At 62.5% G+C, this 13,533-nt stretch carries 9 protein-coding genes and 1 pseudogene; 3 read left to right on the top strand and 7 right to left on the bottom strand.

Going from position 1 to position 13,533, the window contains the following annotated elements:
- Positions 1–49 precede the first annotated feature (49 nt).
- The 5 genes from EN804_RS19410 to rocF form a co-directional block, all read right to left on the bottom strand.
- Positions 50–1,135, bottom strand: a complete 1,086-nt coding sequence (locus EN804_RS19410; RefSeq protein WP_135882383.1) for an ABC transporter ATP-binding protein — start codon at positions 1,133–1,135, stop codon at positions 50–52.
- 350 nt (positions 1,136–1,485) lie between these two features.
- Entirely contained in the window at positions 1,486–4,689 is a 3,204-nt protein-coding gene (locus EN804_RS19405) for a multidrug efflux RND transporter permease subunit (RefSeq protein ID WP_135916375.1), read from the bottom strand.
- Entirely contained in the window at positions 4,686–5,792 is a 1,107-nt protein-coding gene (locus tag EN804_RS19400) for an efflux RND transporter periplasmic adaptor subunit (RefSeq protein WP_246689222.1), read from the bottom strand. The genes EN804_RS19405 and EN804_RS19400 overlap by 4 nt, the downstream gene beginning before the upstream one ends.
- Before the next feature lie 582 nt (positions 5,793–6,374).
- Positions 6,375–7,430: an ornithine cyclodeaminase gene (locus EN804_RS19395; protein WP_135920842.1), complete on the bottom strand. Its 1,056-nt coding sequence runs from the start codon at positions 7,428–7,430 to the stop codon at positions 6,375–6,377.
- 2 nt (positions 7,431–7,432) lie between these two features.
- Positions 7,433–8,365 carry an arginase gene (rocF, locus tag EN804_RS19390; protein ID WP_135867308.1) on the bottom strand — a complete coding sequence of 311 codons (933 nt, stop codon included), beginning with the start codon at positions 8,363–8,365 and terminating at the stop codon, positions 7,433–7,435.
- A gap of 133 nt (positions 8,366–8,498) precedes the next feature.
- Here rocF and EN804_RS19385 point away from each other — a divergent pair, with 133 nt between their 5' ends.
- On the top strand, positions 8,499–8,939 hold the full coding sequence (locus EN804_RS19385) for an Lrp/AsnC family transcriptional regulator (RefSeq protein WP_095771477.1): 441 nt from the start codon (positions 8,499–8,501) through the stop codon (positions 8,937–8,939).
- Here the strand turns inward: EN804_RS19385 and EN804_RS19380 are convergent.
- Positions 8,936–9,988 carry a RelA/SpoT domain-containing protein gene (locus tag EN804_RS19380; protein WP_189524538.1) on the bottom strand — a complete coding sequence of 351 codons (1,053 nt, stop codon included), beginning with the start codon at positions 9,986–9,988 and terminating at the stop codon, positions 8,936–8,938. The genes EN804_RS19385 and EN804_RS19380 overlap by 4 nt on opposite strands.
- Before the next feature lie 202 nt (positions 9,989–10,190).
- On the opposite strand from EN804_RS19380, the gene EN804_RS19375 reads away from it, so the two are divergent.
- Positions 10,191–11,258, top strand: a complete 1,068-nt coding sequence (locus EN804_RS19375; RefSeq protein WP_127870105.1) for a cyclic nucleotide-gated potassium channel — start codon at positions 10,191–10,193, stop codon at positions 11,256–11,258.
- A 177-nt stretch (positions 11,259–11,435) separates the two neighbouring features.
- Here EN804_RS19375 and EN804_RS38050 read toward each other — a convergent pair.
- Positions 11,436–11,757, bottom strand: a pseudogene (locus tag EN804_RS38050) (site-specific integrase); the annotation flags it as partial.
- A gap of 377 nt (positions 11,758–12,134) precedes the next feature.
- Between EN804_RS38050 and EN804_RS19365 the strand changes: the two are divergent.
- Complete coding sequence (locus tag EN804_RS19365; RefSeq protein WP_135882398.1) at positions 12,135–13,295, top strand: porin; 1,161 nt, start codon at positions 12,135–12,137, stop codon at positions 13,293–13,295.
- Positions 13,296–13,533: the final 238 nt, after the last annotated feature.

Raw genomic sequence — 13,533 nt, 5'->3', positions numbered from 1 at the left:
CCCCGGCAGGTGCACCGCAATGCCGGAGGGCACGACCCGCTCGGCGGGTTCAGGCTCCGTCGGCGCGTGCGTGCCAGGCCGATCCGTCCGCGGCGAAGAGATGCAGGGCCGTGGTGTCGAACTTCAGCCGAACGGCGTCGCCCGGTTTGACGCTCGAAAGCCCGCGATCCTGTGCCGTCACCTGCGTCCCATCCGCGAGCCGCGCATAGACGAGCGTTCGCTCGCCAAGGCGCTCGACAACGGTCGCCGTGGCGAATGCTTCATTGCCCTCGGCGACGACAGTCAGCGATTCCGGCCGCACTCCGAGTTCGCGCCAATCCATGTCGATTGGCGCGCCGGGAAGTTCGACGAGCGATCCATCGGTTAAGCGCGCATTGAGCCTGTCGCCCGAGCCCGAAACCGTGACAGGCAGGATGTTCATCGCCGGCGACCCGACGAAGGTCGCGACGAAGCGCGACGCCGGACGTGCATAGACATCGACGGGTCTTCCCATCTGCTCTATCCGGCAATCGTTGAGGATCACAATGCGGTCGGCGAGCGTCATCGCTTCCACCTGGTCGTGGGTGACGTAGATCATCGTCGATTTCAAACGCTGATGCAGTTCGGCAAGCTCGACGCGTGTACGAGCCCGAAGCGCTGCGTCCAGATTGGAGAGTGGCTCGTCGAACAGGAATGCCTTGGGCTCCTTGACGATCGCACGCCCGATGGCCACGCGCTGGCGCTGCCCGCCGGAGAGTTGCGACGGCCGCCGGTGAAGCAGCGCTTCGATCTCCAGGATACGCGCAGCCTCGGCGATCCGCTGGCGTATGACATCCGGCGCGACCCGAATGTTCCTCAGCCCAAAGGCCATGTTCTCCGCGACGGTCATATGTGGGTAAAGCGCATAGTTCTGGAAGACCATGGCAACGTTGCGCCTGCCAGGCGCAAGGTTCTCCGAGCGCACCCCGTCGATCGTCAGCGTCCCCTGGTCAATGCTTTCGAGGCCGGCGATCATCCGGAGCAGCGTCGTCTTGCCGGAACCGGACGGACCGAGAAACACGACCAGCTCTCCTGGCTCAATGTCCAGGCTCACGTCGCGGATCACTTCGACAGCGCCAAAGTGCTTTGATACGCCCGACAGCGCGATTCCCGTCATGCTTGCGATCCTTCTTTCCTACATAATTTCGGATAAATACCCGATGTCAAGGAATGTGGGGCTGCGGCACAATGAGCGGCTCATTCCTGGTCCCCGGAACAGCTGCCAGCTGTCCTGCCAACAGCGGGCGGTTTGAGAGGTTCGCCAGACCATACGAGAGAATACGAAGGAAATGGATTGGCGAACCAGCCGCTAACGTATTGACTTCCTGTAGAAAACGATGACCCGCCGGGCCCACCAAAACGACCGCGTAAGTGGCTGATTTTTGACCGTTTGGTGGGGTCGTGTGCAGCGCATCGCGCCGATTTCCTGGCGGGATAAGCCGCGCCCGACGCGGCGAATTCCTAACCCTACTCGGCGGCCGTCTCCGATGGCACCTCTGCCGGGCCCGAAGGCTCTGCCTCGGCGCGGGGCTTGCGCCGTGAAAACAGCGACCTGAGCGTGACGTAGAACACCGGCGTCAGGAACAGGCCGACGAAGGTGACGCCGAGCATGCCGGAGAACACGGCGGTGCCGAGCGACTGGCGCATTTCCGCGCCCGGGCCTGTTGCGATCATCAGCGGCACGACGCCGAGGATGAACGCGAAGGCGGTCATCAGGATCGGCCGCAACCTGAGCCGGCAGGCTTCGACGGCAGCCTCGGCGGCCGACAGGCCGCGTTCCTGCGCCTGCCGCGCGAATTCGACGATCAGGATCGCGTTCTTGGCGGCAAGCCCGATCAGCACGATGAGGCCGATCTGCACGAGGATGTTGTTGTCCAGCCCTCGGAAGGACACGCCGAGCAACGCCGCGAGCACGCCGAGCGGCACCACCAGCACAATGGCGAACGGCAGCACCCAGCTTTCATATTGCGCCGCCAGCGCCAGGAACACGAACAGCACCGACAGTCCGAAGATATAGACAGCGGCATTGCCGGTGTTGCGCTCCTGGTAGGCGAGCTCGGTCCATTCATAGGAGGTACCGGCCGGCAGCGTCGCGGCGGTGATCTTTTCCATCGATGCCAGCGCGTCGCCCGTGGAAACGCCGGGCGCGGCGTTGCCCTGCAGCGGCACCGAGACGTACATGTTGTAGCGCTGGACCAGCGCCGGGCCGGTGACGTCGCGGATCTCGATCAACGTGCCGAGCGGAACCAGCGCGCCAGTCGCCGAGCGCACCTTCAGTTTCAAGATGTCGGCGCGATCGAGGCGGAACGCCTGGTCGGCCTGCGCCCGCACCTGGTAGACGCGCCCGAAAGCATTGAAGTCGTTGACGTAGGCGGTCCCCAGATTGATCGACAGCGTCTCGAAGATGTTGGGGATCGGCACGTTCAGGATGCGCGCCTTGTCGCGATCGATCGCCAGGAAGAATTGCGGGCTCGACGCCGAGAAGGTGGTGAACACGCCCGTCAGCCCCGGCGTCTTGTTGGCCTTGCCGGCGATTTCGTAGGCAAGCGCCAGGATCTGCCGCATGTCGGCGCTGTTGCGCTCCTGGATCTGCAGCTTGAAGCCGCCGGCATTGCCGACACCGCGGATCGGCGGCGGCGGCAGTGCGATGATGAAGGCTTCCTTGATGCTTTGCAGGCTGCCGAACAGATTGCCGATGACCTGGGTCGCCGACTGGCCGGCTTTCAATCGCTCGTCAAATGGCTTGAACCTGGCGAAGATCACGCCCGCGTTGCTGGCGTTGGTGAAGGTCGCGCCGGAGAAGCCGGCGAAGGCGACGGCGTAGTCGACGCCCGGCGTTTTCTGGATGATCTGCGACGCCTGCTGGATGACCGCATCGGTCCTCGACAGCGAGGAGCCATCCGGCAACTGGACGACGACGATCGCATAGCCCTGGTCGAGCGACGGAATGAAACCGCGCGGCACCGTCTGCACCATGTAGACCGTGGCGTAGATGAGAGCCGCGAAAACAGCCAGCATGGCGGCGATCGCTATCCACGATCCGACCAGCACGCGGATGATGCTCGAATACCAATGGGCGACCCTGTCGAAGCCGCGGTTGAAGCCGTCGGCGAGCGCCCGTCCGAACCGCGCCAGGAAAAAGCGCGGCGGCGCCGCTGCGGTGTGGTGCGGCTTGAACAGCAGTGCGGCCAGCGCCGGCGAAAGCGTCAGCGAATTGAATGCCGAGATCGCCGTCGACACCGCGATGGTGATCGCAAACTGCAGGTAGAACTGCCCGGAAATGCCGGGGATGAAGGCTGTCGGTACGAACACGGCTATCAGCACCAGCGAGATCGCGATGATGGCCGTTCCGACTTCGTTCATGGTCAGGTGCGACGCCGGATTGGGCGCCAGCCCACCGGCGATGTTGCGCTCGACGTTCTCGACCACGACGATCGCATCGTCGACGACGATGCCGATCGCCAGAACGAGGCCGAACAGCGTCAGCATGTTGAGCGAGAAGCCGGCGGCGTAAAGCACCGCCAGCGTGCCGATCAGCGACACGGGGATCGCCACGATCGGCACGATCGCCATGCGCCACGATTGCAGGAAGACGATGATGACGATGATGACCAGCAGCATCGCCTCGAGGATCGTCTTGTAGACCTCCTGGATCGACTCGGCGACGAACTCGGTCGGATTGTAGACGATGTCGTAGCTCAACCCCTTCGGGAAGTCGCGGGAAAGCTCCTTCATCTTGTCCTGGATCTCCGCGGCCGCGGCGAGCGCATTGGTGCCCGGCCGCTGGAAGATGGCGAGCGCCACCGCCGGTTTGCCGTTGAGATAGGAGTTGGTGACGTAGTCCTTGGCGCCGAGCTCGATGCGCGCCACGTCCTGCAGCGAGATCAGGCGGCCGTCGTCGGTCGATTTGACGATCACGTACCGGAAATCGCGTGCATCGTTGAAGCGGCCTTGCGTGGTGACCGTGTACTGGAACGCCGTGCCGGTGTTGGTCGGCGGCGCGCCGATCGAGCCGCCCGACACCTGGACGTTCTGGTCGCGCAGCGCCTGCACTACATCGCCCGAGGTCATCCCCAGGGCGGACAGTTTTTCCGGATCGAGCCAGATGCGCAGCGAATATTCGCGTTCGCCGAAGATGATGAGGTCGCCGACGCCATCCAGTCTGAGCAGTATGTCGCGCACCCGCGAGCGGGCGTAGTTCGAGACGTAGAGCTGGTCGTAGGTATTGTCGGGCGACAGCATGTGCACGACCATCATCAGGTCGGGCGAACTCTTGGTGGTGGTGATGCCGAGGCGGCGGACTTCTTCGGGCAGACGCGGCTCGGCGACCGACACGCGATTCTGCACCAGCACCTGCGCCTTGTCGAGATCGGTGCCCAGCTTGAAGGTGATGGTCAGCGCCATCGCCCCGTCGCCCGACGAATAGGACGACATGTAGAGCATACCCTCGACGCCGTTGATCTCCTGCTCGATCGGCGTTGCCACGGTCGCAGCGACCGTCTCGGCGTCGGCGCCCGGATACTGCGCGCGTACGACGATGGTCGGCGGCGCGATCTCGGGATACTGCGCGACCGGCAGCTGGGTATAGGCAATTCCGCCGAGGATCAGCAGGACGATCGAAACGACCGACGCGAAGATTGGGCGGTCGACGAAGAAATGTGCGAACCTCATTGCTGCAACCCGGCGGTCTCGGCCTTGGGCGGCAACGTCACCATCTCGACCTTCACCTTGGTGCCGGGCCTGGCGTGCATCAGCCCGTTGACGATGATCGTCTCGCCGCCGGTCAGGCCCGAGCGGATCACCCGGTAGCCGTCGAGAAGCGGGCCGGTGCGCACAGGTTTCGCAGACACCATCCCGGCCTCATCCACCAGGAGCACGATGCGGCGATCCTGATCGGCGCTGATCGCCTCGTCGGGCACCAGCACGCCGCCATGCGGCAGCGACCCCGGCACATTGATGCGCCCGAACATGCCTGGCTGGAGAATGCCGTCGGCGTTGGGAAACGTCGCACGCACCCGCATAGTGCCGGTCGCATTGTCGATCCGGTTCTCGGCAAAATCGAGCTTGCCTTTGAATACCGCCTCCGCGCGGTCGGCGACACGAACCTCCACATCGAGCCCGCCGGCGCCTTCCTGCATGGTGCCGCCACGCGCCTTCGCGTCGCGGGCGTAGCTGAAATACAGGCGCTCATCGACGTCGAAATAGAAGTCGATCGGATCGCGCGTAACGATGGTGGTCAGCAAGGTGGAATCCGGCTGCACGAGGTTGCCGACCGACACCAGCCGGCGGTCGATGCGGCCGGACAAGGGCGCCTTGATCTCGGTGAATTCCATGTTCAGGCTGGCCGTCGTCAGCGCCGCCGTCGCGCCCTGCATCTGCGCCTGCGCCGAAAGGTATTCCCGCCGGCGGTCGTCGACCGTCGCGGTTGAGATATTGCCGGTCTTGGCAAGTTCGTCGGCGCGATCGAGCTGCATCTTGGAGAATTCGAGCAGTGACTTGGCGACGTCCACTTGCGATTTGGCGGCATCATAGGCCGCCTGGTACGGACGCTGGTCGATGGTGAAGAGCAGGTCGCCCTTGTTGACCAGTGCGCCGTCCTGGAAGCTGACCTTGTCCAGATAGCCGCTGACGCGCGAACGGATGGCGACCTGGTCGACGGCTTCGAAGCGCCCGACGAACTCGTCGTCTTCGACGATTTCACGGACCACCGGCTTGGCCGCCGTCACCAGGGGTAGCTGCTGCTCCTGCGCAAACGCAGTACCGCTGAAAGCCATGCCGAGCAGGAATGCCGCCGACAGGGCGGCGCGGGCAAGCCAGCCGGCCGATCGACGGGGTCGCCCGCCCGCGTCGCGATGCAATTGCCCGTTCCCTGGGGTGTCCATCTGCGTCCTCGCTCGCTAGACCCGGGGGGTCGGTTGATCCGCTTCTACGCTCAGGCTTTCGTCGAGATCAGAGCACTGCAGTATTGTGCACGGCAACATGATCATTTTCCATGTGGGCTGAAATGTCCAGCCTGTGGCTGCCGCGCCACCGGGCTAAAACCAGTCGCGTTTCAATGGATTCAGGATTCCTTGATGGACGGCTTATGATTCATATTGGTCGAAGGAGACCGTATGGGCATTTCCACGCCGGCGGGACTGGCGTGTTTGCCGAAGTTACCTCGGTGGCCCGGCTTGTGGCCAACCTCTCGGCCACGCGAGATGGGTGACCAAAAGCGTTATGTTGTTCCCCGCATTGGGAATGCTAGATTTGCCAGGACGCGGCAGCTTTGCGCCTCATTCGGTCGTCGACGTCGGCTTTACGTCCGCCCGAAAGCAGGCATCCAGAAAACCACGGGCTCGTTTTGGTCGAGGTCCTCACGCTGCCGTTTGCACGGCCGCCCTCAGCAGCATTCCGAAGAGGTCGCGTGGCTCGTCGGGATCGGCGAGCAGGTCGAGCTCCTCATAGAGGCCGGTCGCTTGCAGTTGGTCGCGCACATAGCGCAGGGCCGAAAAATCCTCGATGGCGAAGCCGACTGAATCGAACAGCGTGATCTGCTTGGCTTCGCGGCGGCCTTGGGTCTTGGCGGCGATCACTTGCCAGAGCTCGGTCACCGGGTGGTCGGGATCCAGCTGCTGGATTTCGCCCTCGATGCGTGTCTGCGGCGGAAACTCGACGAAAATGTCGGAACGCAGCAAGATGTCCCTGTGCAGTTCGGTCTTGCCCGGGCAGTCGCCACCGACGGCGTTGATGTGGACGCCGGCGCCGACCATGTTGTCGGTGAGAATGGTGGCGTTCTGCTTGTCGGCGGTAACGGTCGTGATGATCCCGGCGCCTTCAACCGCTTCCTGCCCTGTTTCGCAGATCGTGATGTCGAATCCCATGCCAGCCAGGTTCTTCGCGCATTTCAGCGACGCGGATCTGTCGATGTCGTAGAGCCTGAGCCGATCGACGCCGGTCAGCGCCTTGAAGGCGATCGCCTGGAACTCCGACTGTGCGCCATTGCCGATAATGGCCATGGTGCGAGCACCGCTCGGCGCCAGATACTTGGCCGCAACGGCCGATGTCGCGGCGGTGCGCAGCGCGGTCAGGATGGTCATTTCGGTGAGCAGCATCGGGTAGCCGCTGCCGACATCGGCGAGCACGCCGAAGGCGGTGACCGTCTGCAGGCCCTGGCGCATGTTCTTGGGATGGCCGTTGACGTATTTGAAGCCATAGAGGCGCCCATCGCTTGTCGGCATCAGCTCGATGACCCCGTCATGGCTGTGCGAGGCGATGCGAGGCGTCTTGTCGAAAAGATCCCAGCGACGAAAGTCTTCCTCGATGTAGCTGGCGAGCTCGGTCAGGAAGCGCTCGACGCCGATTGCGATCACCAGCTTCATCATGCGATCGACGCTGACGAAGGGGACGATGTTCAGTTTTGCCGCGGTCATGGTCAAAAGCTCCCTGAATGGCTGCGAGTCGGGCGGTCCATGATGCGGCGGCCCATCAGGCTCGCCGTCAGGTCGACCATCAGTGTCGCGGTTCGGCCACGATCGTCCAGAAAGGGGTTCAACTCGACCAGGTCCAGGCTGGAGACGAGCCCGCTGTCGGAAAGCATCTCCATCACCAGATGCGCCTCGCGAAACGTCGCGCCGCCGGGAACCGTGGTGCCGACCGCCGGCGCGATAGAGGGGTCGAGGAAGTCGACGTCGAGACTGACATGCAGCAGCCCGTCTTCATCGGACACGCGCGCCAGGAAGGCGCGCAGCAGCGGCGCGATGCCATGCTCGTCGATGGCGCGCATGTCGTGCACGATCACGCCCGCCTGGTTGAGCGCGCTGCGCTCGGCCGGGTCGACGCTGCGCAGGCCCATGGTGCAGATACGCTTGGGATCGACCGCCGCCGGCAGATCGGGAAAATAGCCGCTGAAACCCGCCTGGCCGCTGGCGTAGGCGAGAGGAACACCGTGCAGATTGCCGCTGGCGGTGGTGTCGAGCGTATGAAAATCGGGATGCGCGTCGAGCCACAGGACGAATAGGGGGCGACCGGCCTCCGAGGCACGGCGGGCGAGGCCCGACACGGTCCCGGCGGAGATCGAATGGTCGCCACCGAGAAAGATCGGCATGGCGTCCTCGCTTGCTGCGTAGGCCGCGGCGGCAATGGCGGATGTCCAGGCCGATATTTCGGGCAGGGCCTTCAGCGCCAGGTTGCCATGCACGACGCGCCTTACCGGAATTGGCTGGACGGCGCCCATATCCTCCACGGCATGGCCGAGGCCGGACAGCATCTCAGCAAGCCCGGCGGTCCTCAGCGCGCTCGGCCCCATTTCGCATCCCATTCGGCCGGCACCGTCCTGCACGGGCGCCCCGACGATTCTGCAACGCATTGTTTCTCCCGCGCTCCAAGTTCTGATGGCCGCGAGGGAACCATGCCGAGCCGGCGATACGAACAGGTAAAATTGGCAATCCGAAAAGCGTAGTTTATCATAATGGCAGCGAAACTGAGCAAAATGGTACCCCATGGATGCACTGGACGAACGGCTCGTGACCTTGCTGCGGCATGACGCCCGGCGCAGCGTATCGGATCTCGCCGTCGATCTTGGCGTCTCGCGCGCCACGGTTCGGGCACGCATGGAGCGGCTGGAACGGTCGGGCGACATTATCGGCTACACGGTGGTGTTGCGCGCCGACGCGGTCGATCAGCGCATCCGCGGCATCATGCTCATCGAGATCGAGGGCCATGCCGCCGACCGCGTGGTCCGGGCACTGGGCGGCTTCCCGGAAGTCTCGACCATCCATACCACCAATGGTCGCTGGGATCTGGTGGTAGAGCTCGGGACGGCATCCCTGACGGATTTCGATGCGGTGCTGCGGCGTATCCGGTTGATTCCCGGCATAACGGGCAGCGAAACGAGCCTGCTCCTGGCCACCCCGCGCACGACGCGGGCACGATTGACCTAGACTGTATTCGACGCCGCCTTTCCCGTGCAGATGGATTTCAGATTGCTTACAAACAAGGAGACGTTCCCAAAGTAGTTAGGATACATTTCAACAAGTTTTTCGACCTTGTCTACCTCGACCAAGGCCGCTTTTGCATCACTGTCCCTTAGTTCGATTTTCTTCTCTATATCTTCCAATTTCCGCGCGCCGGACATAAGAGTTCGGAATGGCTCGACGGTCACATTATGATCATTGCTGTATTGAATAAAGTAGTATCTATATTTTCCAGTCGACTGTGCGAAGTTCTTCGAGGAGAGAGTAATATTCTTTATGTCTTCCAATATGCTCGTCGCCCCTATACGTCTGTCGATATCCCGCAATTCTCGCACCCGGTCATTGTGATCCGGAGCACCGATATGAACGGGGCACTGCTCAATGTGCGCGAATTCCGCCGACATAAGCTGGAAAAGGCGTAGCCAATCTTGTTCGCCCTTTCCGTGCTTCAAATCCTGGCGTCGGAATAGCCCGACAGCCTCAACCGCGGTTGCCCATGAGTGCTGAAGTGTGGTCCGAACTTGCAGTTCGATGCGTCGTCCCTCGAGAGCCTCGGTGTCGGCAGCTCTGGGTCGGTACTGGAAAACAATGTGGTGACTTCGATAGCCGTCCGGCTTCGGCTCATCGATATAGTTGAATTCCCGAGGGTGTATCTCATGGGGGAAGTTGTCTCGCATCGATGCGAGAAGCGAGCGGACACTTTTGATGTCGGGCATGACCACTCGGCAACCGCCGATGTCGTTCATGGTGTCCAAATTGGTGGTGGACTCTCGAAGCTTCCGACGAATCGATGCCATGCGTTTCGGACGCGATGCCATGTCGCCCTTCAGTCGCAGGGCTCTCATGTGGTGACCGACAGAGAACTGAACGCTCCGCATCGGCAGAAAGTGCGAGGCGCGCCAGCTGTTGGCGATTGAGAAGATTTCGAGTGCGTCCACGTACTGGCCGGCAGTGATGTCTGGTCCGAAAAGCATGGGTTTTGCCAGCCGCTCGCCTGCCTTGCGAACGGCATTCATGCTGTATTCAAGGCGCGGGTACTGAGTCATTGGACCATAAAGTCAAGGTAGGGCGCCTCATTCTGGACTGGCGGGACGACCGCAAGCGAATCGGATCTCATGGACCGTATCTTTGAGTACGCGAAAGACGAAAGTAAGCACCTTTGCGCTTGCCTTGAAGGCATCCTATTCTGGAGGAATAGCATCCGCTCGTGGGCATAGAATGTCGGTACTGCCTTTCCTGAGAATTTACGCGCCGCTCAACGCGGTGCTGGCCGCGCCTGGGCTGCTGGCGGTGGCTGCGCTCACGATGCCGAACATGTCGGGACGAAGCAGGCTGGCTCTGACTGCCGTGCTTGCGGTCATTTGGGGCGCCTATCTTCTGCAGATGGCCGAGACGCTGCTCAAGCGCTGGGCGGGAGACCTTCTGGACAGGACGCCGGCAATCGCCATCGATATGCTCGCGGTTTTGGTTCCGCTCGCTGCATTTCTGCTCGACGGCACCCCCGACCGCAGCCTCTACTGTGCTGTCTGGCTGCTGAAGCCGCTGCGCGACTCGACATTCTTCCCGGTACTGGGCAGGGTGCTGGCCAACGAAGCGCGCAACCTGATCGGCGTCACCACGCTCTTCGGCGTCGTTCTGTTCGGTGTCGCGCTCGCCGCCTATGTCATCGAGCGCGACATCCAACCGGAAAAGTTCGGCAGCATCCCCCAGGCAATGTGGTGGGCGGTGGTCACGCTGTCCACCACCGGTTATGGCGACGCCATTCCGCAAAGTTTCGCCGGCCGCGTCCTTGCCGGGGCGGTCATGATGTGTGGCATCGGCGTCTTCGCGCTCTGGGCCGGCATTCTTGCCTCCGGCTTCTATCAAGAAATCCGTCGCGAGGATTTCGTCCGCAATTGGCAATTGGTCGCCGGCGTGCCGTTGTTTCAGAAGCTCGGCCCGGCCGCGCTGGTCGAGATCGTGCGCGCGTTGAGACCTCGTAATTTGCCGGCGGGTGCCGTGATCTGCCGCAGGGGCGAGACCGGGGATCGGATGTTCTTCGTTGTGGAGGGGCGTGTCAGCGTCGCGACGCCACACCCGGTGGAGCTTGGCCCTGGCGCCTTCTTCGGCGAGATGGCGTTGATGAGCGGCGAACCGCGCATGGCGACCGTCAGCGCCGCAACGGCGGTCTCACTCCTGTCGCTGCACGCGGCGGATTTCCAGATGCTGTGCAGCAGCAGCCCGGAAATCGCGGAAATCATCCGCAAGACCGCGCGCGAGCGGCACGGCGCGGCACCGATGGCTTGATCGTGCCACTATTCGTCAGGGGAGGACGTGATGGCAAGGCTGCCCCTGTCGACAATGGCTGACTGGAACTATGTGGGCGGCTCTATCGGCCACGCGCGGAGGTTCTGGACGGAACGTGGAAGTTCCCAGAGGCGCAGCCGCCGAGCGCTCGGGGGGGCGTCATTCAGACGGCGGACGGCCGAGGCACATCCGCACGCGCCTGATGTCGATGCCGCCCTGGACAAGATGTGAAGCACAGGTGGTGGCGCAGGATGTGGGGACGACCTGATCATCGGCGCCGAGGCCGACTTCCGCCTTGGCATCGTTCCACATGGCTCGGAACCATGCCTGGCTAAGCCTGGTGGCGGTTCTTTCGGCTGGCGCCCGGTCGGAGGCAGCTTGATGACTTCCTTCCGCCCGGTCATCGGAATGGTGCGGCTGCGGCCGGATTTGCTGGTCCGGAAACTGAGGCGATGTCGAGGAGGCATCCGATGTCAACCAGCAAGGAAATGTGAACGCGCCGAACATCGGCTTTTCCCCGGATGCGGCGGATCCGCGGCAGTTTCCTGGCAGTTGACGCAAGGCCTTGCCATGATTCCGTCAGCCGATCGCCGGATTCGGCCGGGAATAAGCGGTTGCCGCGGACCCGATGGTTAACGAGAGCTTTCTGAGTGAGGCCAAATCGTGTCATTTGTGCAACAACGCTGGGGGATAGCAGCCGAACAGCCCTTTCGCCGGTACGATCGTTGTTGAACGCCGCCGGCTCATGGGTAATGTCGAATTCGAAGGAGCGGCGCGGTGCGCATCTTTTTCGGTAGTGGGGATGGGGCAGGGAACGCTGTCCTTCAGCAAAGAATACCCAGACCCGTTTTTTAACTTTTGACTGGAGGTCAGAAAATGAACATCAAGAGCCTGCTTCTCGGCTCCGCTGCGGCCCTGATCGCAGTTTCCGGTGCGCGCGCCGCCGACGCCGTCGTCGTCGCCGAGCCGGAACCCGCTGAATACGTCAAGATCTGCGACGTCTACGGCGCTGGCTACTTCTACATCCCCGGCACCGAAACCTGCCTGCGCATCGGCGGCTATGTCCGTTACGACATCGGCGTGGGCGACGTCGGCTCGTTCGACGGCGCGAAGTCGAACGATCACGAGGACGGCGAACAGCAGGGCACCTATTACAAACATGCCCGCTTCACGCTGAAGACCTGGACCGGCCAGGAAACCGAGCTCGGCACCTTGAAGACCTACACCGAGACCCGCTTCAACTTCGGCAACAACAACGGCTACGGCCGCTATGGCACCGATGGCACTACGCTCGGCAATCCTGCTGGCAACGGCAGCGTTTCGCTGAACTTCGCCTGGATCCAGCTCGGTGGCCTGCGCGTCGGTAAGGACGAATCGGCCTTCAATACGTTCATCGGCTACGCTGGCAGCGTCATCAACGATACGCTGGTCCCCTACGGTGACTTCGACACCAACGTCGTGCAGTACTACTTCGATGCCGGCAACGGCTTCTCGGCGGTGGTCTCGCTCGAAGAAGGCTCCGGTGTTGTCGGCACCATCGACAGCTACGTTCCGCACGTCGTCGGCGGCTTGAAGTGGACGCAGGGTTGGGGCGCCATCTCCGGCGTCGTGGCTTACGACAGCAACTACGAAGAAGTCGCTGGCAAGGTCCGCTTGGACGTCAATGTCTCCGATGCGCTGTCGCTGTTCATCATGGCCGGCTACGGCACCGACGACAATCTCAGCGATCCGACCTGGGCTATCCCGGCTGGTGGCCGCGGCTTCTACAAGCAGTGGGGCGGCAACTGGGCAGTATGGGGCGGCGGCACCTACAAGTTCAACGAGAAGACCTCGTTCAACCTCCAGGCGTCGGGTGACGACGAAAAGAACTATAGCGTCGCGGCAAACGTCGCTTACGACATCGTTCCCGGCTTTACGGTCACGGCCGAAGTCGATTGGTCCCACTGGGGCGAAGAAGGCGTCAACTGGACCGACAGGTCCGTCTTCGCGAAGAAGGATGCGGTCGGCGGTATGCTCCGCTTCCAGCGCTCGTTCTGATAGATTTCACTTCGGTGAAATTGAAAACCCGGCGGGCAACCGCCGGGTTTTTGTTTTGCCGGCTGTGCTGAATGCGCGCAGTGCGGTCTTCGGCACGATTACAAAGAATCAGCGCGCATGCGGAGCCGATTCCGACAGGCCGCAGGCATGTCGTCAGCCAAGATTACACGATTTGAAGAGGCTCACAGCTTCGCCATCCAGGGGCGGCGCAACGAGCGAAGCCACGCACCGAACACCC

The organism is Mesorhizobium sp. M8A.F.Ca.ET.161.01.1.1, from assembly GCF_004792105.1.
Classification (GTDB): Bacteria; Pseudomonadota; Alphaproteobacteria; order Rhizobiales; family Rhizobiaceae; genus Mesorhizobium.
Note: the sequence above shows the minus strand (reverse complement) of the source record. Positions and strands in the feature narration are given on the sequence as shown.

Bases quoted from the DNA above. Each gene is read 5' to 3' on its own strand.
- EN804_RS19375 (WP_127870105.1), top strand. From the start codon at position 10,191: ATGTCGGTACTGCCTTTCCTGAGAATTTACGCGCCGCTCAACGCGGTG.
- EN804_RS19380 (WP_189524538.1), bottom strand. From the start codon at position 9,988: ATGAATGCCGTTCGCAAGGCAGGCGAGCGGCTGGCAAAACCCATGCTT.
- EN804_RS19400 (WP_246689222.1), bottom strand. From the start codon at position 5,792: ATGGCTTTCAGCGGTACTGCGTTTGCGCAGGAGCAGCAGCTACCCCTG.
- EN804_RS19405 (WP_135916375.1), bottom strand. From the start codon at position 4,689: ATGAGGTTCGCACATTTCTTCGTCGACCGCCCAATCTTCGCGTCGGTC.
- EN804_RS19410 (WP_135882383.1), bottom strand. From the start codon at position 1,135: ATGACGGGAATCGCGCTGTCGGGCGTATCAAAGCACTTTGGCGCTGTC.
- EN804_RS19395 (WP_135920842.1), bottom strand. From the start codon at position 7,430: ATGACCGCGGCAAAACTGAACATCGTCCCCTTCGTCAGCGTCGATCGC.
- rocF (WP_135867308.1), bottom strand. From the start codon at position 8,365: ATGCGTTGCAGAATCGTCGGGGCGCCCGTGCAGGACGGTGCCGGCCGA.
- EN804_RS19365 (WP_135882398.1), top strand. From the start codon at position 12,135: ATGAACATCAAGAGCCTGCTTCTCGGCTCCGCTGCGGCCCTGATCGCA.
- EN804_RS19385 (WP_095771477.1), top strand. From the start codon at position 8,499: ATGGATGCACTGGACGAACGGCTCGTGACCTTGCTGCGGCATGACGCC.